General features: G+C 68.0%; 21 protein-coding genes and 2 pseudogenes. 19 read left to right on the forward strand and 4 right to left on the reverse strand.

Translation table 11 applies throughout. The features are described from left to right. Positions 1 to 27 precede the first annotated feature (27 nt). From ACWD4O_RS23255 to ACWD4O_RS23270, 4 genes are all read left to right on the forward strand, one after another. Positions 28 to 2,367: an ATP-binding protein gene (locus ACWD4O_RS23255; protein ID WP_451282576.1), complete on the forward strand. Its 2,340-nt coding sequence runs from the start codon at positions 28 to 30 to the stop codon at positions 2,365 to 2,367. Between the two features lie 280 nt (positions 2,368 to 2,647). Beyond that, on the forward strand, positions 2,648 to 3,874 hold the full coding sequence (locus ACWD4O_RS23260; protein ID WP_451282422.1) for a S1 family peptidase: 1,227 nt from the start codon (positions 2,648 to 2,650) through the stop codon (positions 3,872 to 3,874). 214 nt (positions 3,875 to 4,088) lie between these two features. Next, positions 4,089 to 5,279 carry a fructose-specific PTS transporter subunit EIIC gene (locus ACWD4O_RS23265; RefSeq protein ID WP_451282424.1) on the forward strand — a complete coding sequence of 397 codons (1,191 nt, stop codon included), beginning with the start codon at positions 4,089 to 4,091 and terminating at the stop codon, positions 5,277 to 5,279. Positions 5,280 to 5,325: 46 nt separating this feature from the next. Beyond that, positions 5,326 to 5,985 carry a hypothetical protein gene (locus ACWD4O_RS23270; RefSeq protein WP_451282426.1) on the forward strand — a complete coding sequence of 220 codons (660 nt, stop codon included), beginning with the start codon at positions 5,326 to 5,328 and terminating at the stop codon, positions 5,983 to 5,985. A 141-nt stretch (positions 5,986 to 6,126) separates the two neighbouring features. Here ACWD4O_RS23270 and ACWD4O_RS23275 read toward each other — a convergent pair whose 3' ends face one another. Continuing rightward, positions 6,127 to 6,996 (reverse strand): helix-turn-helix domain-containing protein, encoded by an 870-nt coding sequence (locus tag ACWD4O_RS23275; RefSeq protein ID WP_451282427.1) that lies wholly within the window; start codon positions 6,994 to 6,996, stop codon positions 6,127 to 6,129. Between the two features lie 110 nt (positions 6,997 to 7,106). After that, positions 7,107 to 7,976, reverse strand: a complete 870-nt coding sequence (locus tag ACWD4O_RS23280; RefSeq protein ID WP_451282429.1) for a helix-turn-helix domain-containing protein — start codon at positions 7,974 to 7,976, stop codon at positions 7,107 to 7,109. 830 nt (positions 7,977 to 8,806) lie between these two features. On the opposite strand from ACWD4O_RS23280, the gene ACWD4O_RS23285 reads away from it, so the two are divergent. From ACWD4O_RS23285 to ACWD4O_RS23320, 8 genes and pseudogenes are all read left to right on the forward strand, one after another. After that, complete coding sequence (locus ACWD4O_RS23285) at positions 8,807 to 9,142, forward strand: carboxymuconolactone decarboxylase family protein (RefSeq protein ID WP_451282578.1); 336 nt, start codon at positions 8,807 to 8,809, stop codon at positions 9,140 to 9,142. Positions 9,143 to 9,425: 283 nt separating this feature from the next. Then, positions 9,426 to 10,442, forward strand: a complete 1,017-nt coding sequence (locus tag ACWD4O_RS23290; RefSeq protein WP_451282430.1) for a zinc-dependent alcohol dehydrogenase family protein — start codon at positions 9,426 to 9,428, stop codon at positions 10,440 to 10,442. A gap of 83 nt (positions 10,443 to 10,525) precedes the next feature. After that, positions 10,526 to 10,951 carry a nuclear transport factor 2 family protein gene (locus tag ACWD4O_RS23295; RefSeq protein WP_451282431.1) on the forward strand — a complete coding sequence of 142 codons (426 nt, stop codon included), beginning with the start codon at positions 10,526 to 10,528 and terminating at the stop codon, positions 10,949 to 10,951. Between the two features lie 15 nt (positions 10,952 to 10,966). Further along, a pseudogene (locus tag ACWD4O_RS23300) lies at positions 10,967 to 11,068 on the forward strand (DUF2255 family protein); the annotation flags it as partial. A 64-nt stretch (positions 11,069 to 11,132) separates the two neighbouring features. After that, the gene (locus ACWD4O_RS23305) at positions 11,133 to 12,719 is read left to right on the forward strand and encodes a Na+/H+ antiporter (protein WP_451282432.1); all 1,587 of its coding nucleotides are present in this window, start codon (positions 11,133 to 11,135) and stop codon (positions 12,717 to 12,719) included. Between the two features lie 55 nt (positions 12,720 to 12,774). After that, positions 12,775 to 13,734 (forward strand): amidohydrolase family protein, encoded by a 960-nt coding sequence (locus ACWD4O_RS23310; RefSeq protein ID WP_451282434.1) that lies wholly within the window; start codon positions 12,775 to 12,777, stop codon positions 13,732 to 13,734. A gap of 195 nt (positions 13,735 to 13,929) precedes the next feature. Next, the gene (locus ACWD4O_RS23315) at positions 13,930 to 14,445 is read left to right on the forward strand and encodes a response regulator transcription factor (protein ID WP_451282436.1); all 516 of its coding nucleotides are present in this window, start codon (positions 13,930 to 13,932) and stop codon (positions 14,443 to 14,445) included. 119 nt (positions 14,446 to 14,564) lie between these two features. Continuing rightward, complete coding sequence (locus ACWD4O_RS23320) at positions 14,565 to 15,476, forward strand: alpha/beta hydrolase (protein WP_451282438.1); 912 nt, start codon at positions 14,565 to 14,567, stop codon at positions 15,474 to 15,476. 103 nt (positions 15,477 to 15,579) lie between these two features. Here the strand turns inward: ACWD4O_RS23320 and ACWD4O_RS23325 are convergent, their stop codons facing one another. After that, positions 15,580 to 16,764 carry an IS701 family transposase gene (locus ACWD4O_RS23325; protein WP_451282580.1) on the reverse strand — a complete coding sequence of 395 codons (1,185 nt, stop codon included), beginning with the start codon at positions 16,762 to 16,764 and terminating at the stop codon, positions 15,580 to 15,582. 99 nt (positions 16,765 to 16,863) lie between these two features. Here ACWD4O_RS23325 and ACWD4O_RS23330 point away from each other — a divergent pair, with 99 nt between their 5' ends. From ACWD4O_RS23330 to ACWD4O_RS23340, 3 genes and pseudogenes are all read left to right on the forward strand, one after another. Then, positions 16,864 to 17,250: a hypothetical protein gene (locus ACWD4O_RS23330; protein WP_451282440.1), complete on the forward strand. Its 387-nt coding sequence runs from the start codon at positions 16,864 to 16,866 to the stop codon at positions 17,248 to 17,250. 179 nt (positions 17,251 to 17,429) lie between these two features. After that, positions 17,430 to 17,915, forward strand: coding sequence for a hypothetical protein (locus tag ACWD4O_RS23335; protein ID WP_451282441.1), 486 nt, complete (start codon positions 17,430 to 17,432; stop codon positions 17,913 to 17,915). A gap of 12 nt (positions 17,916 to 17,927) precedes the next feature. Further along, positions 17,928 to 18,190: pseudogene (locus ACWD4O_RS23340) on the forward strand (transposase); the annotation flags it as partial. Here ACWD4O_RS23340 and ACWD4O_RS23345 read toward each other — a convergent pair. Continuing rightward, positions 18,072 to 18,746, reverse strand: a complete 675-nt coding sequence (locus ACWD4O_RS23345; RefSeq protein ID WP_451282582.1) for an FAD-dependent monooxygenase — start codon at positions 18,744 to 18,746, stop codon at positions 18,072 to 18,074. The pseudogene ACWD4O_RS23340 and the gene ACWD4O_RS23345 sit on opposite strands and share 119 nt — an antisense overlap. Positions 18,747 to 18,830: 84 nt before the next feature. On the opposite strand from ACWD4O_RS23345, the gene ACWD4O_RS23350 reads away from it, so the two are divergent. The 4 genes from ACWD4O_RS23350 (at position 18,831) to ACWD4O_RS23365 (ending at position 23,017) form a co-directional block, all read left to right on the forward strand. Then, complete coding sequence (locus tag ACWD4O_RS23350) at positions 18,831 to 19,139, forward strand: MarR family winged helix-turn-helix transcriptional regulator (protein ID WP_451282443.1); 309 nt, start codon at positions 18,831 to 18,833, stop codon at positions 19,137 to 19,139. 167 nt (positions 19,140 to 19,306) lie between these two features. After that, positions 19,307 to 20,176: a helix-turn-helix domain-containing protein gene (locus tag ACWD4O_RS23355; RefSeq protein WP_451282445.1), complete on the forward strand. Its 870-nt coding sequence runs from the start codon at positions 19,307 to 19,309 to the stop codon at positions 20,174 to 20,176. An 849-nt stretch (positions 20,177 to 21,025) separates the two neighbouring features. Further along, a complete protein-coding gene (locus ACWD4O_RS23360; protein ID WP_451282446.1) occupies positions 21,026 to 22,306 on the forward strand; it encodes a LuxR C-terminal-related transcriptional regulator in 1,281 nt (426 codons plus the stop codon). A gap of 336 nt (positions 22,307 to 22,642) precedes the next feature. Next, entirely contained in the window at positions 22,643 to 23,017 is a 375-nt protein-coding gene (locus ACWD4O_RS23365; RefSeq protein ID WP_351915327.1) for an antibiotic biosynthesis monooxygenase family protein, read from the forward strand. Positions 23,018 to 23,065 lie beyond the last annotated feature (48 nt).

A 23,065-nucleotide genomic window follows, 5' to 3' on the forward strand; every position in this document is an offset into this window, starting at 1 on the left:
CTTCGATCCGGGAAAGAGGCGACGGCAATGGCCTCACCGATCGCGGATTCATCGGCAGGAAACCTCCCGGCCGCTGTCACCAGTTTCGTCGGCAGACGGCGCGAATTGGCCGAGCTCCGCCGACTGCTCAGGACGACACGGCTGCTGACACTCACAGGGATGGGCGGCATCGGCAAGACGCGGCTGGCCCTGGAGACTGTGGCCGGCCGCGAGAAGTCCTACCCCGGCGGTGTGTGGCTGGTCGACTTGGCGCCTGTGCATGACACAACGGCGGTGCCGAGTGCGGTCACGAACGCTCTGGGACTGCCGGACCCAGGTGCCCGGCCGGTTGTCGAACAGCTCATCGGACACCTGTCCGGGCGCCGCGCACTGATCGTCCTGGACAACTGCGAGCACCTCGTCGATGCCTGCGCACAACTGGTGACGACACTGCTGACGGCCGCCCCGGGCCTGCGGATTCTGGCGACCGGCCGCCAGACACTGGGCGTCTCGGGCGAGTTGGTCTTCGCTGTGCCTGCCCTGCAGCCGGAGGAGGCGGTCGACCTGGTGCGGGACCGCACGACGGCCGTGAACGCCTCCTTCCGGATCACCGAGGCGAATCGGGAGCACGTAGTGCGGCTGTGCGCCGATCTGGACGGACTGCCGCTGGCGATCGAGCTGGCAGCCTCTCGCCTGCGCACACTCAGCGTGGAGCAGGTGGTGGACCGGCTGGAGGACCGCTTCGCGCTGCTCTCGGGCAGCAGCCGAGCCGCACTGCCGCGCCAGCGCACGTTGCGGGCGGCGATCGGCTGGAGCTATGAGCTGTGTACTCCCGCTGAGCGCCTGTTGTGGAGCCGCCTGTCGATCTTCGCCGGCGATTTCGCCGCTGACGCTGCCGACGGTGTCTGCGCTGGTCATGGCATCTCCCCGAACGATGTGGTGGAAATTCTTCAACGGCTTGTTTCCCAGTCGCTGGTGTTGACCGTCGAACGTGAGGGGCGACGCCGCTACCGATTGTTGGAAACCATCCGCCAGTACGGGCGGGAGCGGCTTGCCGAAAGCGGCGAGGAAGGGTGGCTGCTTCGGCGGCATCGCCACTTCTTCCTCGATCTCGCCGAACGTATGGCCGCCGAGTGGTACGGCCCAGGGCAGGAGGAGGCCCTGGCTCGGCTCCGCGCCGAGCACACCGATCTGCTGGCGGCTCTGGAGCGGGGGTGGTCGGCACAGGTGACGTCCAAGTCCGGCAGCCTGGAGGCGGGTGCGGCACGCCCCGCAGGCCCGGAGCCCGGCGAAGCCCAGACGTACCTCGCTCTGGTCGGGGCTCTGCGCTTCCACTGGTGCTGCAACGGATTCCTGGGTGAGGGGCGTCGGCAGTTCGAGCGGCTCCTCGCCGCCGTTCCCGACCCCGTCCCAGCCCGGGCCGTGGCGCTGTGGTCGGCTTCCTGGGCGGCGGTGATGCAGGGTGATCTCAAGGTGGCGGACCGCTGGCTGGACGAGGCCGACGAGCTGGGCGAGCGACTGAACGACCCGTTGATCCACGCCTACGTCCTAGGCATCCGTGGATCGTCGCGACTCTACGGCGGATCACCCGTGGAAGCCGCGCATCTGCTGGACAGCGCACTGGCCGCCCTCTCCGCACTGGGGAAGGAGCCGGCGAGACTGATGTTCCATTTTCAGCTTGCTCTGGCCCAGCTCTACCTCGGTGATCCGCGCGCAGCGCAGACCGGCAGGTCTGCGGTGACGGCTGCGGAAACATGCGGTGAGCAGCTGAGTCGTGCGTACGCCTTGTGGACGCTGTGCTACATGGCCTGGCTCCGCGGCGACCCGCAGGAGAGCAACAGGCTGGCGCAGAAGAGCCTGCAGATCCATCGGGGGTTCACCGACTTCGCAGGTGTGGCAGTGACGCTGGAGATGCTGGCCTGGAGCACTGCCGCCCTTGGCCGCCATCGGCAGGCGGCACGGCTGCTGGGCGCGTTGCGTCCCCTGACGCGGGAGTTGCACGGCACCAGCGGCGGAGCGTTCGCCGAGCCTCATGACCGCTGCGAGCAGGCGATCATCGCCGCCATCGGCCAGGACTCCTACGACAGCGCGTTCACAGAGGGCTGCTCTTACGACACTCCCCAACGAGCCCTCGCGCTGGCCCTGGACGAGGAACCCGACCTCGGGCAGGCCACCGGGGCCCACGCCGTCGGCCCGCTGAGCACCCGGGAGCAGGAAATCGCCGCGCTCGTGGCCAAGGGCCTGAGCAACAGGCAGATCGCCTCGACGGTCGGCCGCTCCACTCGCACCGTCGACGCCCACGTCCTGAACATCCTCGCCAAGATGGGCTTCGGCTCCCGCTCCCAGATAGCGACCTGGTGGACGGCACGCCATACGTCCTCGCGGTAGCACTCAGCAAAACTACCTATAGCCCTCGATGGGGCCTCGCGCCGATCCTCATGGTCATGAGAAACAGCGAGGCCGCACCTCTTCGAGAATTCTTTCACCGGTCACCGCTTGATCTCAGCGGGATTCCTTCACGATTCCGCCCTGCTTCCAGGGCGCTGCGGGCAAGATCTCCCCCGGTCTCATTCGAGAGCGAGAGCACTGAATTCGCAGGTCTGGAATGCAACTCGGAAACCTCTCCGCAGAAGGATGAAAAATGAGACCCGGAACGAGATCAAAGCGCATGATCGGCATGGCGGTCGGGGCTCTCGCCGCCCTCGCACTGCCCCTGACAGGAACCGCCTCCTCATGGGCGGCCGACACACCCCTGCCGTCGCCTGCGGGGAAGGCCTCAGAGCCGACTCAGGCACAGTGGCACAAGGTGGATGCGGTCTCCAGGTCGCATCACGCCCTGGGCGTCTTCGATGGCGACGCCGACCCGGTACTGGCCCTGCCCAAGGGGACGTCCGCCGCCGAAAAGGCCAAGATCGAAGGGGAACTCCCGGCCGGCACGAACATCACGGTCAAGACCAGCCAGTTCACCCAGCCGACGATGGACAAGATCCGCGACGTGGTGACAGCCCGCAAGTGGAACCGTGAGGCCATCACCCACTCCGTCTCCGTCATGTATGACGCCGAAAAGGACAAACTCCTCGTCCAGACGGACGCACCCCTCGCTTCGCTGAAGGCGCTGACCGACGCCTACCCCGGCACGATCGAGACTCGCAACGCACGCGTCGAGCCGGTGATCGACACCAGGTTCGGAGACAACGCGCCGTTCAACGGCGGGGCCTCCACCATCACGGAGACCGGGGGATCGTGCACGGCCGGCTTCGGCGTCAAACCCGAGTCCGGAACTTCTGCGCGCGCCATGATCACCGCGGCACACTGCAATACGGCCGTTGGCCAGAACGTCTGGAACAGAAGGCTGGACAACAGCGCCGGAGCATGGATGGGCTCGGTCTATCAGCGGGACCGAGACGCGGACGTAGAGATGCTGGCCCCAGGCGGTGCGGCCGGCCCCTTCCCTTACAACTTCGAACTGTGGGGCGGTGGAACCGCCACCAGTGGGACCGATCTGTTCGTACGGGGCGACACGGTCGCGAGCACGGGAACGAAGGTGTGCGTCAGCGGTTCCATGACGTACAACCACTGCGGCCACCCCATCACCAGCACCGCTTTCACAGTCTGCTACCCAGGAAGTACGTGCATCAAGAACGGAAGAGGCTTCCTGTTCGATCGCGGGGGGACGAATTTCCCGTATTACAACAACGGGAAATTCGCTATCCCGGGTGACTCCGGCGCTCCGGTCTACGTGCCCGACTCAACCAACTCGGCAGCCTGGATCGTCGGCATAAATTCAGGGATTGCCTATGACTGCTGTGGGCACCCCCAGCACATGATCGGCGTGAAGTGGAGGTCGACCGCCTACAGCGTGAACTGGGAGCTTCTGACCGACACCGATCACTGAGTGATCCGGCTCGCAGGTAGTTCTGCCGGAGGACCCGCAGGTGTCGGCCGCCGTCCGAGACGGCCGACACCGCCCGAAATCCCCGCGGCCCAGCAGCCCGCTGCGCTCATGTGCCGGTCCCCCTTCCCACTGGCGCCCTCGGACCATGACCCCTATCGGGGTCTCCAGTGCCCCTGCCTTCCGCCCCGCGCACCCAACTGGAGTTTGTCGCCCCATGTCTGACTCACGTCCTCCCGCCGCCGCCCCGCCCGCCCCGATGAACCGCGGCGACGCACAGGGCCGCCACATCGCCGTCCAGATCAGCAGGTGGTTGCTCTCGGGCACCCCCTACCTGGGCGCCCTCACCGCGCTCGCTTCTGCGCTGGTGGTCCTTGCCTTCGCCCTCGGCGGTCCTCACATAGCCGGGACAGCCGCCCCCGTCCTGTACGCCGCGGACTGGAGCCAGACCACCACCTGGGCCGCGCTGATGTTCAAGACGGGCGGCCTCACCCTCAACTGCCTCCCCATCGCCATCGCCCCCTACGTCGCCTACGGCATGGCCGACCGGCCTGCCATGGTTTCCGGCTTCCTCGGCGGCGTCGCGGCCATGGGTATCGGAGCCGGTGCGCTCGGTGGACTGGCCGCCGGCCTGATCGCCGGCGCGACCACTCGGGGGCTGCGGCGCATCCCCGTCCCGTCGGCGCTGCACGGCATGCTCTCCGTCGCCCTGATCCCCCTGCTGACCACCTTCGTCACCGCCTTCGCCGTCATCGCGGTCGCCGGTGCGCCGCTCACCGCCCTGGAACAGTGGTTCCACCAGGAACTGGTCGAACTGCAGTTCCACAACACCCTCGCGCTGGGGCTGCTCCTGGGCCTGCTTGTCTGCTGCGACCTGGGAGGGACGATGACCAGGCTGGCCATCGCCTACGGCGCTGTGATGGTGACCGGTGACGACCCAGCGCACTACAGCACCATGAACATGACCATCATGGCTACGGTGGTCGCGGCCGGCATGGTCCCGCCGCTGGGCCTGACGCTGGCCACTCTGATGCGCCGCACAGTGTTCACCGAGGCGGAGCGGAACTACGGCAAGGTGTCCTGGCTCTTCGGTGCGGCGTTCATCCCTGAGGGCTCGGCCCCCTTCGTCCTCACCGACCCCTTGCGGGCGCTGCCGGCGTCCATGGCGGGCGGCGCCGTCACCGGCGGCCTGGTCATGACGCTCGGCGCGACCATCGACGTTCCCTACGGCGGCGTCTTCGCAGTCGGCCACCTCGGCAAGCCACTGCTGTTCGCGGCCTCGGTCCTGGCCGGTGTCCTCGTCACCGCCGGCCTTGCGGTCGCCCTCAAGAGCCTGGGCAGGGGAAAGGCCGTGGTGGCCGTGGACTCCGCCCCCGCCCCCCGGACCGCCGTGCCCGTGGCGGGCTGAGCTCCATCCGCCACTCGACGGAAAAAACAGGAATGAGGTACTGAAAATGAAGAGAAGGCTTTCCAAGGTACTGCTGACGGGTGCGGTCCTGTCCGCGACGATCGCCCTGGGCGTCGCCCCGTCGTACGCGCAGCAGGACCCGGCGGTGGTGGGCATCAGCGATGCCGACTGGCAGCAGATCATCAACCTGGGCGACCTCAACGGCGCGTTCACGGAGTACGTGGACAACAACTCCACCGTGATTCTGGTGTTCACCGGCGGACACGTCCCCACCCAGCTGCAGATTCCACCGGGCTACACGTATCCCGCGGTGGACATGGGCGGGGAGTACAGTCAGTTCGCCTCCAACGACCAGATCCCCACGATCGAGGACGCCGCCATCACGGCGGTGATCAACGCCGGCTACGTGGCCGACGCGACCTACAACAACGACACGGACCAGATCGACCTGAGAACGATGGCCCCGGCGTCGGTGACCAATCCGCTGGCGACGCAGTACGGCAGCAAGATCAAAATCATCGCCCAGAGCCCGGGCTCGCCGCTGTCGGCACACGGCTCCACCAAGCACCAAGCCAAGAAGCACGTGGTCGAGAAGCGGGCGGCCAAGAAGCAGGTGACCGCCGGGTCCGCGAAGAAAGCACCGGCGCCGGCGTCCACCCCCCGAGAGGTGACCAAGGTTCCCCTCACACCGGTCAAACCTCAGTGATGTGACAGCTGCCGACTCGTTGCGCCGCTGCGCTCGGCCGGGGATCCCCGGCCGAGCGCGGTCGTCACTTCGCACTTTCACCCGACGGCTGTACGCAAGGCACACACCGTATGTCGGCGCGGGCCGGCTGCCCCGTCCCGGTCAAACCGCCCCGTCGGGGGCCGGCGTCCGCGAGTCCGCGGTCCACGACGCCAGGAAGAGCAGCCCGTCATGGGACGGGCTCCCGGGAGCCGCGGTCGAGATCAGCAGCTTCTGTGCGGGGGCGGCTTCGCAGGTCAGGCTGTCCCAGTCGAGGGCGAGGTCGCCGACGATGGGGTGACGCAGCCTCTTGGTGCCCATCCGTAGACCGGTCATCTGCCGGCCTGCCCACCACTGCCGGAAGTCGGTGTCAACCACCGACAACTCGCCGACGAGTGCGGCCAGCCCGGGGTCGCCAGGGTGCCTGGCGGCCTCCAGACGCAGGTGAGCGACACAGGTTCGGGCGTTCGTCCTCCAGTCGAGGCAGAGCTCCCGGAAGGCGGGGTCGGTGAAGAGCAGCCGGGCGTAGTTGCGCTTCTGCTCCGGGATCCGGTCGAAGTCGGTGAGCAGCGCGGCCGCCAGCGGGTTCCAGGCGAGGATGTCCAGGTGTCGGCCCAGGACGATCGCGGGGGTCGCTGTCAGCTCGTCGAGGATGCGTCTGAGCTGCGGATGAACCTTCTGCGCCCGTCGTCGGCGCGGTTCGCGCCCACCGCTCGCGGCCAGCTCGAAAAGGTGGTCACGCCTCTCGTCGTCGAGGTGCAGGACACGGGCGAGCGTGCCGAGCACCGACCTCGGCACACTGGCACGCCCCTGCTCCATCCGCGCATAGAGGTGGGTGCTGATCCCGACGAGTTGAGCGACCTCCTCACGACGCAGCCCCGGCACCCGCCGGGGCGCCCCGGAATCTGGCAGACCCACCGTCCGCGGGCTGAGTTGAGCCCGGCACACCTTGAGGAATTCTCCCAGTTCAGGCGAATGTGCTTTGGTGTACATAGCAGCCAGTGTCGCAGCATTCCGATCGAAGGTAAGGGGGAGAATTTTCTCCCAGGGTCTGGCAATCACCTGCCTTTCCCACGTCGGACGGGCCGAATCAGCGCGCCACGTCAGTCGGCCGGACCGGCCGCGGGCCCGCCGGACCGACCTGTGGCCCGCGAGGCGAGCGCTCGTAGCCCGTCGTACGACGGTGTGCCAGGCTCCGCCGTCCAGACGACGAGTTCCTGATCGGGATCGCCGCTACAGGTGAAGATGTCCCAGTCGAGGACGAGTTCGCCGACGACGGGGTGGTGGAACCTCTTCACGCCCACCCTGCGCGACGGCACATGACGGCTTCCCCACCACCGCCCGAAATCCCTGTCCTCCACGGAGAGTTCGCCGACCAGACCGATCAGCCGCGGATCGTTCGGGTATTTGGCGGCCGTCACGCGCAGATGGGACACACAGTCACGGGCGACGGCCCGCCAGTCGGCGTACAGCGTCCGCATGGAGGGGTCGGTGAAGAGGATCCGGGCGCAGTTCCGCTTGTCTTCCGGCACTTTCGCGAAGTCGGTGAGCAGCGCGGCCGCGACCGGATTCCACGCCAGGACATCCATACGGCGGCCGATCACCACCCCAGGACTCATGGTGAGATCGTCGAGGAGTCGGCGCAACTGAGGTTGGGTCTTCTGCGCGCCTGGCGGGCGGTGCCTCGACCGCTGCCGGCCGGCCAGCTCGAACAGGTGGTCACGCTGGTGGTCGTCCAGATGCAGGGCATGCGCGAGGGCGGCCAGCACGGTCGCGGACGGCTGGATCCGGCCCTGCTCCAGCCGCGTGTAGTAGTCGGAGCTGATGGCGGCGAGCAGGGCGACCTCCTCCCTGCGCAGGCCGGGCACACGTCGGCCAGCGGTGTCGGGCAGGCCGACGGTGCGCGGGCTCAACTCCGCCCTCCGCACCTTGAGGAATTCTCCCAGCTCGTTCAGATGCGCGTCGCTGGTCATGACGGCCAGTGTCACACCGCCTGGTCTCCGGGAGGGGGGTAAGGATTCTTCCCCTGGATAAGTGATTCCCCGGATGGAATTCTCCCCTTTGCGGGTTCCCGCGAAGGTGGCAGGGTCGATGGCATGTTCGGTGCCCGGAATCGGCCCAGGGAGAGCATTCACCCGAACAGGAGACACAGCCACCCCGGGCCGGAATCTTTTTCGAATGGTACCGATATTCCGTATGTCCCTGCGGCAGGCGGAGGAGGCGAGCAGAGACAGTGCGGACGGACGTCACCTTCGTCAGCAATGGCCTCGTGCCGGCCGGTCACCTGCACCCGCCCGCCGCCCGCGCCGGGCACCAGCTGCCTGCGATCGTGGTCATCCACCCGTGGGACGAGGTGATGGAGCGGACCGCCGGACTCTACGCCCGCCGACTGACCGAGCACGGCTTCGCCTTCCAGCGAGCCCAGGCCATCAAGAACGCCGTCAGGCACCTGAGCACCCGGAACGACGTCGACCCCGACCGCATCGGTGCGCTGGGCATCTCCACCGGCGGCGGCCATGCGGTGTACGCCGCCATCAGCGACCAGCGCGTCAGGGCCGTGGGACAGTCAGCGCCGCTTGCATCGGCAGCCTGCTGCGCGACTGCCTCGGCGGCGCAGGCCCCGGCCGCCTTCCGAGATCTGGACGCCCGCGCCGGCCTTCTCCGTACGGACGAGGCCCTCGGCCGGCCCCATCGCCTCGAACGCCTCGTGCCGAGGAAGTCCCATCTCCGGCAGGAGCACGAGTACTACTGCACGGCGCGCGGTGCGCACCTGCGGTCCGAGAACGCGAAGGAGCACCACCCCATGTCCGAACGGAAGAAGTTCGCGCCGCCGGCCATCCAGGAGTTCGCCCCCAAGCTCGCGGAGGTGACCGACACCGTCCTGTTCGGCGACGTCTGGGAGCGGCCGGGCCTCTCCCCGCGCGACCGCAGCCTGGTCACCGTCACCGCTCTCGCCTCCCTGTACCGGACCGACCAGCTCGGCTTCCACCTCGGCAGGGCGCTGGAGAACGGTGTCACCAAAGACGAGCTCGTCGAGGCCATCACCCACTTGGCCTTCTACGCCGGATGGCCCAACGCCATGACCGCGATGACCCAGCTCAAGGAGATCGTGGAGAAGTCCGGCCAGTCCGGCGACTGACGCCTCCCGGCCGCAGGTACCCCACATCGCCCGCACTACCCCACCGACACACACCGCCACCGCAGGGTCCGGCGGCAGCACCAACGTCATCCACACGCCCCCGGGTGAGGAGCACTGGCACGGCGCCGCGCCCGACCGGTTCATGGCCCATCTCGCCCTCTGGGAGACGGACGACGCCACCTGGCTCGAACACGTCACCGACGACGACTGCAACGGCCCGCGCGTCAGCACCCGTACCCGCCCCTGACACCACGACAGACACGACAAGAGCTGGGAAGGCACCATGCGAGCAACCATCATTCACGCGCCGGGTGACATCCGTGTGGAGAACGCCCCCGAGCCGAAGATCACGGCTTCGACGGACGCGGTCATCCGCACCGTCGCCGCCTGTGTATGCGGCTCCGACCTGTGGAGCTACCGGGGTGTCCTGCCGGTCGCCGAGCCGCAACCGATCGGCCACGAGTACGTCGGCATCGTCGAGGAGGTCGGCAGCGACGTCTCCAGCGTGAGGCCGGGCCAGTTCGTCATCGGCTCCTTCGTCGCCTCCGACAACACCTGCCCGATCTGCCAGGCCGGCTACCACACCTCCTGCCGGCACGCGCAGTGGGTGACGGGCGCCCAGGCCGAGTACGTCCGTGTCCCCCTCGCCGACGGCACCCTGGTCACCACCCCCGAGCAGCCGGCCGAGGAGCTGATCCCGAGCCTGCTGACCCTGTCCGACGTCATGGGCACCGGCTGGTACGCCGCCAAGGCCGCCGAGGTCAAACCCGGTTCGACCGTCGTCGTCGTCGGCGACGGCGCGGTGGGCCTGTCCGGTGTCATCGCCGCCAAGGAACTGGGCGCCGAGCGCATCATCGCCATGAGCCGGCACGAGTCCCGGCAGAAGCTCGCCCTGGAGTTCGGCGCCACCGACATCGTCACCGAGCGAGGCGAGGAAGGCGTCGCCCGCGTGAAGGAACTGACGAACGGCATCGGCGCCGACTCGGTCCTCGAGTGCGTCGGCACACAGGAGTCGATGCGCCAGGGCCTGCAGTCCGCACGCCCGGGAGGCAACGTCGGCTTCGTCGGCTTTCCGCACGGCACACAGATCGACGGCCAGGAGCTCTTCTTCTCCCACGTCGGTCTGCGCGGTGGCCCCGCCCCCGTGCGCGCCTATCTTCCCGACCTGATCGACCGTGTCTTCAGCGGCCGTATCAACCCTGGCAAGGTCTTCGACCTCACCCTGCCCCTGGACGAGGCGGCCGAAGGCTACAAGGCCATGGACGAACGCCGCGCCATCAAGACGCTGCTGCGTCCCTGACGTGAAGCCCCGGCGGTGGCGGGCGGCGGACCCGCCACGCCCGCCCCCCTCGGCCACACCGAAACAGAACGGACCGGACACCCATGACCAGCGAAGCGATCGCCACTGTGGAGACGTACTTCGAGGCCTTCGGCACGCGCGACACGGAGCGCATCCTCACCCACTTCGCGCCCGGCGCGACCTGGACGATCCCGGGCGACCCGGCACTGACCCCCTGGGCCGGAAGCCGCACCGGGCCGGAGGAGATCCGGCAGTCCCTCGCCGCGTTCTTCGCGGCCGTCGAGCCACTCGCGTTCGCACTGGGGACCATGGTGGAGGCCGACGGACGCGTACTGGTACCCGGCCGGTACACCTCCCGCTTCCACCCCTCGGGACAGGTACTCGACAGCGAGATGGTCCTGCGTTTCACCGTCGCCGACGGCCTGATCACCGACTACCGCGTCTTCGAGGACTCGCTGGGCATCACCCGGACCCACCTAGGTGAGCCGCTCACCACCACTCCCGCCTGACCGACCAACGAACGCGTCGACACGGCGTATCGCACGAAGTACGGCCGCTTCGGGGACTCGTACGTCAACCCCCTGGTGGCGGCACGCTCGACGACGCTGCGGCTGGTGCCCAGATGACCAAGACGATCGCGGTGGCGGGCTCTCAGCCCCCGCCGACAGCCAGTTCCCAGGAGTAAGCCCCATGCTCGGTCTCGAACTCGTCGTCGTCCTCGGTGCGGCCGTGCTGCTGGGCAACGTCCTGGGCCGGCGCTTCCGCGTCGCGCCGCCCGTCGTGCTCCTTGTTGTGGGCGCACTCCTCGGTCTCGTCCCCGCCGTCCGCCAGACCCAACTCCCTCCCGAAGTCGTTCTGTTGCTGTTCCTCCCGGTGTTGCTCTACTGGGAGAGCCTGACCACGTCCATGCGGGAGATCCGTTCCAACCTGCGCGGCATCGTCCTGCTCAGCACGGTCCTGGTGATCCTCACCGCGGGCGCCGTGGCCATCGCCGGTCACGCGCTCGGACTCCCGTGGGGACCGGCGTGGGCGCTGGGCGCGGCCGTGGCTCCCACCGACGCCACAGCCGTCGGCGCTCTGGCCGGCTCCCTGCCGCGTCGCCAGATCACCGTCCTGCGCGCGGAAAGTCTCGTCAACGACGGCACCGCTCTGGTCATCTTCGGCCTGGCGGTCGGTCTGACCGTCGGCGAGGAGCATCTCACCGTTCCCCACGTCGGAGCACTGTTCCTGCTGGCGTACGGCGGCGGTGCGGCGGTCGGCGTGGCGGTCGCCTGGGTCAACATGAACCTGCGACGCCGACTGGACGACCCCCTGCTCGGCAACCTCGTCATGATCCTCGCGCCGTTCACGGCGTACCTGCTCGCCGAGTTCATCCACGCCTCGGGTGTCCTCGCGGTGGTGGTGAGCGGTCTCATCATGGCCCAGGTGGCTCCCAGCATCATCCGTGCCGAGCACCGCCGCCAGGCGCTTGCCTTCTGGCCGCTGGCCACCTTCATCATCAACGGCGCCCTGTTCGTCCTGGTCGGTGTGGAACTCCAGTACGCGCTGCGCCACTTGAGCCACTCCGACCTGCGGAACGCCCTGATCGCGATCGGAGTGGTCAGCGTGGTGCTGGTCGCGGTCCGGTTCGCGTTCCTGTTCGCCTCCGCCTACCTGATCCGCGCTCTCGACCGGCGCCCCCGACAGCGGCTGCTCAGAATCAGCCACCGGGCCCGCGTCGTCAGTGGGTTCGCCGGCTTCCGGGGCGCGGTGTCGCTCGCCGTCGCGCTCTCCGTGCCGGAGACCCTCGATTCGGGCGCGCCCTTCCCGGACCGCGCCTTCATCGTCTTCGTCACCTCCGGCGTCATCGTCGTCACGCTCGTGGGACAGGGACTGCTGCTGCCGCGCGTGGTGCGCTGGGCCCGGCTGCCGCCCGACACCTCCGTCGACGAGGAGGAGATCCTCGCCGAGACCACGGCGACCGAGGAGGCCATCAAGGCGCTGCCGCGACTCGCCGCCGAACAGGGGACCACCCCGAAGGTCGTGGAGTGGCTGCGCCAGGAGTACGAGGCCAATCTGGCGACCGTACGGGCCAGAGGCGCCGGCTCCGAGGACCACCCCGCCCTGCTCCAGAACCGCCACTACACCGAACTCCGCCTCTCCCTCATCGCCCACAAGCGGGCAACGGTCGTCCGTCTGCGGGACGAGAAGGAGATCGACGACACCGTGCTGCGTCGGCTCCAGGCCGCCTTGGACAACGAAGAGGTGCGGCTGGCCGGAGGCGGGCAGGCCGAGTAGGCCGGCCGCCCACGTGACCTCGACACCCCCGCCCACCAGAAAGGATCCGGCCGCGATGCCGTACGGACTCATTGACGTTCACGCCCACCTCCTCCCCGACTTCTACGTTCAGCAGGCAACGGCTGCCGGCCATGCCCACCCGGACGGCATGGGTGGGTGGCCGTCGTGGTCCGTGCAGGCCCACCTGGACCTGATGGGCCGCAACGGCATCGACACCGCGATGCTGTCCATGTCGTCCCCCGGTGTGCACTTCGGCGACGACAAGGCGGCCCGCCTGCTCGCCCGGCGCGTCAACGAGTACGCCGCCGAGATGAGCCGCGAGCACCCCGGCCGCTTCGGCAACTTCGTGTCGCTTCCTCTGCCGGACGTCGAGGGCGCCCTGGAGGAGATCGCCTTCGCCTTCGACGAACTCGACGCCGACGGCGTGGCGTTGCTGACCCACACGCACGGTGTCTACCTCGGCGACCAGCGCCTCGAGCCGGTCTTCGCGGAACTCGACCGCAGAGGGGCCGTGGTCTTCCTGCACCCCACCTCACCGGTGTGCTGGGAACAGTCGGCACTCGGCAGGCCGCGACCGATGGTCGAGTACATCTTCGACACGGCCCGCACCGTGACGGACCTGGTGATGGCGGGCGTGCTGACACGCCACCCGAACATGCGCGTGATCATCCCGCACTGCGGCGGCGCGGTCCCGGTCCTTGCCGACCGGATCAACGAGTTCATGCGGCTGTTCCTGCCTGCGGGCAGTGCGCCCGCCTCCGACGCGGTGCAGCAGCTCCGCGGCCTCTACTACGACATGGCGGGCACCGCCTTCCCCCGTCAGGTCCCGGCGCTGCTCGAACTCGTCGATCCGGACCGCGTACTGTTCGGCAGCGACTACTGCTGGACGCCCTCACCGCTGGCCGACGCTCATATCGCCGCGATCGACGCAGCCGACTCACCGGTGGCCGGGACCACTTGGCGTTCCCTGACGACCGCCAACGCCCAGCAGCTGTTTCCGAGGACAAGACGGTGAAACGAGCCGTCAGCCGCCCAGGAGACGCGGCTGCACGACGGTCCGCCCGGCGAGCGGAAGTGCGGGACCTCAGCGCACGTGTCGGGCTCGGCTGTGAAGTCGTGACCAGTTCGGCGTCGCTGCGGCGGTCGGCCGGCACTCACCCGCGTGTGCTCGATGCTGCCGCGGCCACCCTCAGGGCCAGGTGAGCCGGGGATGACCGTCCGCGTTCTGCTCGCCGATGAGCAGGCTCTCATCCGCACCGGTTTCCGCGCGCTCATCGAGTCTGAACCGGACCTGGAGGTCGCCGGGGAGGCGGCGACCGGTCAGGAAGCGGTCATGCTCGCCCGCAGCAGCCGTGCCGACGTCGTGCTGATGAACATCAGGATGCCTGGTACGGACGGCCTCGCTGCCACGCGCGCCATCTCGGCGGACGAAGACCTTGCCGGATCCCATTACCTCGCCACTCCCGACCTGACCGGCATTTCGGCCCCGGAATTCAGGCTCCTGACCGAACGCGAGCGGGAAGTGTTCGGGCTCGTGGCCACCGGACTTTCCAATGATCTGATCGCCGAGCGGCTGCGCATTTCGCGCTCGACCGCCAAGACGCACGTGAACCACATCATGACCAAGCTCGGCGTCCGCGGCCGCGCCCAACTCGTCGCGATCGCCTATCAGACCGGCTTCGTCCAAAACCCGGATCCTGACTCGTCCCCCGGGATGAACGCCTGAGAAAGGTATCCAGGGGAAAGTTTCTTCCCCCCACCACGAGTGGACTTCATCTCGGCCACGGCGAAAAATGGCGGACGAGCCGCCTGGTGACGGGCCCGGGCGAGAAAAGGGAAGACGCCATGGTCGAAACCGTTTCGTTCAGAAACAAGGCAGTTGAAATTTCCGCGCACCTTCACCTGCCGGACAGCTTCAGCGAGGACAAGAAGTATCCGGCACTCGTCGGCATTCATCCGGCCGGCGGCGTGAAGGAACAGACCATCGGTCAGTATGCCGCGAGGCTGGCCGCCCACGGATTCGTCACAGTGGTCTACGACTCCTCGTACCAGGGTGCGAGCGGTGGCGAGCCCCGCCTCCTGGAGGACCCGACGATCCGGGTGGAGGACGCCCGCTGCGCGGCCGACTTCCTCACCACTCTCCCGTATGTGGACGTCGACCGGATGGGAGTCTTCGGCATCTGCGCCGGCGGCGGCTACGCAATCAGCGTGGCCCAGACCGAGCGTCGCTTCAAGGCAGTGGCCACTGTCAGCGCAGCTCCCATGGGCGAGGGTTCCCGGGCTTTCCTGGGACATCCCACCCCGGTGGCCGAGCAGATCGCAGCACTGGAGATGGTCGCCAAGCAGCGCACGGCGGAGGCCAACGGAGCAGAGCCGCTCTACCAACCGTTCGTTCCGGAAAAGCTGGAAGACATCGACGAGAACACGCCGGATCTCCTGCGCGAGGGGTACGACTACTACCGGACGCCCCGAGGTCAGCACCCCCATTCCAAGGGCCGCTTCCTGCTGACCAGTATGGACCGGATGTTCGCTTTCTCGGCGTTCGACCAGATCCCGGAACTGCTGACCCAGCCGCTGCTCCTCATCGCCGGGAGCAAGGCGGACACGAAGGTGTTCAGCGACCAGGCCTACGAGCTCTCCAAGGGACCGAAGGAGTTGTTCGTCGTCGACGGGGCGACTCACATCGCGATGTACGACGTTCCCGAGTACGTCGATCAGGCGATCCCCAAGATGGTGGACTTCTTCGGCGTTCTCTGAGCAGGTCATCACCCACCTCATGAGTGCTGGCGTCGGCGGCGCCACGTCGGCCAGTGCAGGGTGTGGTTGATGGGGGTGGGGCGTCTGTGGGTGAGGCGGGTGATCAGTCGTCGTATCTCGGCGAGGCTGAGGTGGATGAGCTGGGAGGATCCGTTTCTGCTTTGTCGGCGTCGAGTTCGCGGGCGTGCAGGACGGTGAGGCAGGCGTGGGCGGCCATGGCCAGGGTCATGTGGCGGTGCCAGCCGGGATAGCGGCGGACCTGGTAGTCGTCCAGGCCGCATTCCTGTTTCGCGGTCTGGAAGCACTCTTCCGCCGCCCAGCGGCTGCCCGCGATGCGTACGAGCTCGTCCAGGGTGGTGTCGGCGGGGCAGTAGGCGATGTAGTAGGAGATCTCCCCGGGTCGGCTGATGCTGCGGCGGGCGATGGCCCAGTGCCGGCGGTCTTCGCGGTGCCGGGGTCTGACCTCGGCACGGGCCCAGTCGTAGATCCGCCGGCCGTGTGCTCCCTCGCCGCAGGAACGGCGTTTCCACTTCTGCCGTGGCAGGCCGGGGAACAGGTCGTGGACGGGGTGGTCGGGCGCCCAGCGGGTGACGACGGTGTCGTGCCGGGTCGTGGCCATGACGTGGAAGACGTCGGCCTGCTCGAGTTCGAGGCGCCAGCCCTTGCTGAACCCGTAGGCGGCGTCCGCGGTCACCCAGGCGAAGGGAATCCTGTCGGCGATCGCCTTGCGGACCATCGCCTTGGCCATGGCCGCCTTCGTCTCGTAGGCGACCTCGTCGGCGATGCCGGCCCGGCGGCAGCGTTCCCGGTCGTCCGTCCATGACGTGGGCAGGTAGAGCCGCCGGTCGATCAGGGTGTGCCCGCGGTCGGCGGCGTAGGCGAGGAAGACGCCGGTCTGGGAGTTCTCCGTGCGGCCCGGGGTGCCGGGGTACTGTCGCTGCACTCCTGCCGAGCGGGTGCCCTTCTTCAGGAAGCCCGTGTCGTCGGCGATGAGCACCGCCTCCCGGTCGCCGAGATTGTCGACCACGTAGCGGCGTACGTCGTCGAGGACTTGGTCGGCGTCCCACTCGATCCGGTTCAGCATCCTCTGGATGCGGTCCGGACCGCTATGGCCGGCCTCCTCCGCCAGCGTCCAGCCGTTCTTGCGCTGCAACGGAGCGATCAGGCCCCGCATATAGGCCAGCGCCGACTCCCGCGGCTCCGACCGGCTGAACCGGTGCACGAACCGCCCGTGCACCGCATCCAACTCACTCGCCCACACACGCGCCTCAGCAAGGTCCCCACCCAGAGCCACACCAACGACCAACCTGGCCGGCAGTCACGGCAGACACCGTTGCAGCACTAGGGTTGATCGCCCAACGTCGTGAACACATCATCAGGAGATGCGATGCGGAAGTATCCAGTCGTTCGTGGAGCCCTCGCCATGGCCGGAGCCATCGCCCTCGTCGTCGGGGCGACCGGCTCCGCCAGTGCCGCCGACACCACGCTGACGCTGAAGCGCAGCGGAAACACCATCGGTACCATGACCCACCTCGACCCCGACCCCGACACCTTCCGGGTGTGCGACAAGCGGGCCGATGGGCACGGGGTCACCGGGAAGCTCTACACGTACGTGGCCGGGTGGCAGTTGAAGGAGACGAAGTCGGACGGTGGCGACGCCGGTTGCGACTACTTCGACTACAACGTCGTTCCGTATGCGGCCAAGTACTTGATGAAGCTGTGCTGGAACGGGCCCGGTGAGGTCTGCGTCCAGAAGGAGTTCACCGAGGACTGAGCCGTCAGATCACCGGGACACGGAGCGCGACCTTGCCTCCCGTCGTCTCACCTCGCAGAAGCGGGGCGACCGGACGATTCGCCGACGCTTCGCCAAGCGGCACGGGCGAACGACACCTGCCTTGCCCGGCCTCATGAGCTGGGCAGGGCAGGCCGCTTAGTGCTGCAACGGTGTCTGCCGTGACTGCTGGCCAGGTTGGTCGGTACGTCAATCTCGATGCGCAGGTCGGCGACCTGTCAGGGGTCTTGGACCCGGCTCGCTGTCTGGACCATCTGCCCTCGATCTCTGGTGATCTGCCGCCGGGTGCTCGGCCCTTCGCCACTGACACGGACCACTACGACTTCCGGAGCGGGCGATGTGTAAAGGACCTGACGCTTCGGGCGGTCCGGGGCACCGGCGGTGAGGAGACGGAGGTCGAGTTCCAGCACAACTGCTGGAAGCATGACCGAGACCTGGTTATCCGCTACACAGGGGTGTCCAGCTTCCTCATCGACCCTGCGGACGAGGACCGAGGGACTGCCCTCGGGGCTGTGATTCTCGACGAGATCCTGCCTCACAGGGACGGCTGCAGCCACGAAGTCGCCTGCTGGGACGGCACACTCACCATCGTCTGCCGTGACCTCCCGGCGATCTGGACCGAGACGGACTGCCGAAGCAAGCCGTAGGCGCGGCAGTTCGTGGGGATCGTTGAGCGGCTGGTGCCGGATGAGCTGTGGGAGCTGTGGGAGCTGTTCCAGCGGGTGGGGCAACGTCGGGCTGTACATGGCAGCAGCTGCCGGCAGCGTCTTTCGGCTTGTCAGGGGCAACGGCCCACCGGCGGTTCAGCGAGTGGTCGCAGGCTCGGGTGTGGGCCAAACTCCACCGAGTCGTGCTCGACGAACTCGGTGCCCGCGGTGAGGTGGAAGTGAGCCGGTCGTCGGTGGTCGGGGCGACCGAAAGGCAAACGGTGATGGCGGCGAGGTCGTCCCGGACGTCGACCTGGCCGAAAAGGTCGCTCCGCTCGGAGTCGGCGTCCGCCGTGGCAGCAGCCGTCCGACACCGCCATGGCCTGTGGGATCAGGCCGAGCCTTCCAGGGAGAGCAGGACGGTGCGGAGATCGTCGTTGAGGCGACTCTGAGCGGTCGGGAGAGCGCGGCCAGGAGTGATTCCTCCGCCTGGGTCTTCACGGCGAACACTTCGAGCGCGCGTTCGACGCCTGCCGGGGTCAGCGTGACCAGCACGGAACGGCGGTCGTCCGGGGAGAAGCTGCGGGTGACCCAGCCCTTGCGCCACCAGCACCTCGCTGAGCCGCCTGCCGTCGCCGTCCGCCGGCCGACCGAGCACTTCGAGCGTGCGGGATGCAGGGTCAGCCCTTTGAAGTGCCGCTCGAACTCCCGACTGCGCTCATACACCTCTACGTCGGCACCAGCCGCGTCCGGTAAGGCGGCCGTCAGCAGCCCTACCGGGCCACCGCCCACCACGATCACGTCCGTGCTCATGACCCCGCCTCTTTCCATCCAAGTTCCATGAACATGAAGATAATGAGCATTAAGGCATTGGTAAGGGGAGGGACGTGCGGCGCAAGCCTGCACTGCCTGCTGATGTGCGTCCACACCGCCCCCGGCCTGACCGGAGCCGAACTGGCCCGCCGCCTCGGCATCACCCCGCAGGCGATGGCCACCCAGGTCGCACGCCTGGAGGAGCGGGGCCAGCTGGAACGCCGCCCGCACTCGCGCCATCGGCACGTTCGGGAGCTCCATCTCACCGACGCCGGCCGGGCGTCACTGCGCGATGCCGACGCCGGGATTATGCAGATCGAGTACCGGATCGCCGAGAGGCTGGGGCCCGAGAAAACCGCACAGCCGAGGACTCCTCTCGACGAGGTGGCCGACGCGGTCCAGGAGCCGTGACGTATCGACAGCGGGGCCCAGACCCTCGCGGCCCAGGAACCGGTCGAAGCGCTGAGCTGATCCAAGACCGACCACAGGACCGAGGGGCCTGTCGCCAGCTGGCCGAACAGGCAGGGTAGGGATCTTTACCCCTCACAAGATGTGAAGTTTGTGCCAGGCTGGAGGTCATGCAGCGCAACCCTCATCTGAACGAGCTGGGTGAGTTCCTCAAGGCCCGCCGCGCCGATCTGAACCCCGCGGACGTCGGCCTGCGCGGCGGACCACGACGACGCGTCAGCGGCCTGCGCCGAGAAGAAGTAGCCCTCCTCGCCGCCATCAGCACCGAGTACTACACCCGCATCGAACAAGGCCGCCTCCACGCATCCACCCCCCTCCTCAACGAGATCGCCAAGGTCCTGCGCCTCAACAACGACCAGCGCACCTACCTCCTCGGCCTCGCCGCCAAAGAACGCACACAACCCCCCGCCACGCACCCACGCCAGCAGGTCGACCCACAGCTGCAACGCATGCTCGACGACCTCACCGCCTCCCCCGCATTCGTCATCGGCCGACGCACCGACATCCTCGCCTGGAACCAACTCGCCGCCGCCCTGTGGACCGACTTCGACCGCTACCCCGAACACCAGCGCATCTTCGTCCGCCTCCTGATCACCGAACCCTGGATGCGCACCCTCTACGCCGACTGGGAAGAAGTCACCCGCCTCGCCATCGCCCAACTCCGCATGGAAAGCGCCCGCTACCCCAACGACCAGCCCCTGACCACCCTCGTCGAAGAACTCTCCGCCCACGACCCACAATTCCGCCGGTGGTGGACCGAACACGACGTCGCCACCCGCGGTAAAGGCATCAAAAAACTCCACCACCCCGTCGTCGGAGAACTCACCCTCGACTGGAACACCCTCACCTGCGGCACCGACCCCGACCAGCACATCATCATCTGGAACGCCGAACCCGGCACCGCCACCCACGAACGACTCCACCTCCTCGCCTCCTGGACCACCAGCCCAAAAAACACACCGACCCAGACCACCCCCTAGCCCCCGCCCGCACTCTGTGCGCATGAAGGCGGCAGATTCCACGTAAATCCGCGCGCCGGAGATACTCCAGGTCCTCAAGCGATCTGGTTTTGGCCTGCCCATACGCCTGCTTCGGCGCACTGTCGGTATCGCCGAACTGCTACCGGTCAGGACCGGCCGCCCCGACTCGCTCCACGCGCCCGCGACGGAGCGTGCTGCCGCCACCGGCGGACGTCCGTGGTGACCCCGGACGACTGCGATCCGCTGGAAGGCGAAAACGGCCATGATCACCCAGAAACCCTCTGTGGGCAGTCTGCCTGCCCCCTTGACCACGTTCGTGGGCAGGCACCACGACCTCGCTGAAATCGACCGCCTTCTCGGGACGACCCGCCTTCTCACGCTCACCGGAGCGGGCGGAGTGGGCAAGACACGGCTCGTCCTGTAAGCGGCCACGATCTCGGCGAAGTCCTTCCCCGATGGCACCTGGCTGGTGGACCTGGCCCCGGTACGGGACCGGCCGCGGTGGCAGGGATGGCCGCGACCGCGCCGGGAATGCCCGACCTGGGCCCGTGACCCGTCCTGGACCAACTCGCGCGACACCTTGCCGAGCGGCAGACCCTCGTGGTGCTGGACAACTGCGAACACCTGGCCGATGCCTGCACCGGACCGCCGTACTCCTCGTACGAGATCGCCTTCATGCCTGTCACTTCCCGTCGTACCGTATGCGTCAGGCCGCTGTGGCAGCGGCCGATCGTGAACAACGCATCCAGCTTCCGGCGGGGCGGCTCGGGCGTAGCCGTACTTTCGGACGGTTCCAACTGGCCGAAAGGACGATCCGGTGGGAGAGGCCTGCTGATTACGCTGACGGGCATGGACCTGATGGCCGCAGTCGAGCTGATCCAGGCGCCGCTGTCCGAGCACCTGCAGCTCCTTTCCACCGCCACGGCGAAGGCGATTCCGCACCGAGCGATCGCCCAACTGTCCGGCAACTGCTCGCTCTCGCCGTTCAAGGCCCAGGGCGAGTACCCGGGCAGGCCCGGCTTCACCATCGTCGCCGACGACCTGGCCAGGCTGCGGCCGCTGTTGCCGGCGAGGGGAAGCTGGCAGGGGCTGGCGCGGATGGCCGGCGTCGACGTGCCCGTGCTGGCTCTGGCCAGCGACATCACCGGGCAGGGCGCACTGCTGGTCCTCGTACGAAGCGAGGACACTTCCGTGCCGGAGGAGCATGTGGCGTCCGCCCAGGCGCTGTGGGACTTGGTGACCGCGTACCGGGAGGGTCTGCGCAGCGAGGCGCTGCCAGGATCGCTGGCCGCTTCGCGTGCCGCGGCCGCGGCACGTGCCGTTGCCATCGCCGAACTCCGCGACGCACACGGGGCCGCGCTGACCACCCTGCTCGGCATCCTGCGCGACCGCGCCCTGGACGACACGAACGCCCGTACGCGCGCCGTCGACCTCGCCGTCTCCGCCCTCGCCGAACTGCGCTCACGGGTCGAACTCGACCGGGTGCTGATGGAGGAGCGGGTCGGCGACGCCTTCGAACGGCTGGCGGTGTCGCTGCGCCGGGTCCTGGGCGCCCGCGGGATACAGCTGGAGCTCGGACCGCCCGGCGCGGAGGAAGGCGCGGACCGGGTGCTGCCCGCCGACGTCACCCACACGGCGCTCGCCGTCGTGCGGGCCACCGTCCACGCGTCACTGGACGACCAGGACCACGGTCACGGCGGTGACGGAGAGCACCGCGTCCACGTCGGCTGGAAGGTCGGCGCAAACGAACTGCGCGCCACCGTGCGGGACAACGGGCCCGGCACCCTCTCCCGCAGCGCCCTCGACGCCCGCCGTGTCACCGAGCGCCTGGCACCACTCGGCGGGCGGCTCGACGTGGACGCCATGCCGGGATGGGGCACGACGGTGACCCTCGAGATCCCTATCGCATCGCCCAGCACTCCCCGCCAGGACCCACTGACCACGCTCGGCGCACGGGAGCTGGAGGTGCTGGGCCAGCTGGCCCGCGGCCGCCGCAACCGCGATATCGCCCAGACACTGCACATCAGCGAGTCGACGGTGAAGTTCCACGTCGCGAAGATCATCGGCAAACTGGGCGTCAGCACCCGCGGCGAGGCAGCCGCACTCGCCCACCAATGGGGCGCCGCATAGCCCGTGCCATCGGCGGTGAGCGACACCCGCCCACGTTATCGGCCTGCGAGCCGCCTGCCTCGGTCGCGCGAGTCGAACGGGCGCTTCCACTGCTCCTGTCGGCCAGGCTCAATGGATAGGCAGAAAGAATAGGCAGAAAGAATAGGGGAAAGCGGAGAGTAAAGAATTCACCGCCCGTACCCCCAATCCCCGAATTGTTGGCCGTCCGGGCATTGGATAGGTGCTATGTTCTTTCGAAAGTTGGCGGTCCATCATTCCGGTCACGCCATCCCATTCAATGGTTCCTAGAATTTCCGCAGGTTCACGGGAACCACTTCCGCTCCTCATGGAGGAATCATGCTCAAATTTGGCAGTCTCGACGAGTCCACCCAGTTCCTCGACCAGCAGGGGGAGAAGACCGGCCCGGTCACCATCATCAACACGTTCGTCGCCCCGGAAGGCAAGGAGGACGAGGTGGTGGCCGCCTGGAGGGACGACGCGATGTACATGAAGAAGGCGGGGGGCCTTCTCTCGGTGCAGCTGTACCGCGGCGTCGGCGGCAGCCGGCTCTTCACCAACGTCGCGGTCTGGCAATCCACCGAGCATCTCCGCACCGCGTTCGACACGCCGGAGTTCGCCACGCACCTGGGGAACTACCCCGCAGGCACCGTCGCCTACCCGCACCTCTACCAGAAGTTCGCTGTCGAGGGCGTCTGCGAAGGGGAACAGTAGGAAGCTGACAAGGCATTCGCCCCCGATGGGCTGGAATCGGTCAACCAG

The sequence above is a fragment of the Streptomyces sp. NPDC002623 genome (genome assembly GCF_053592635.1).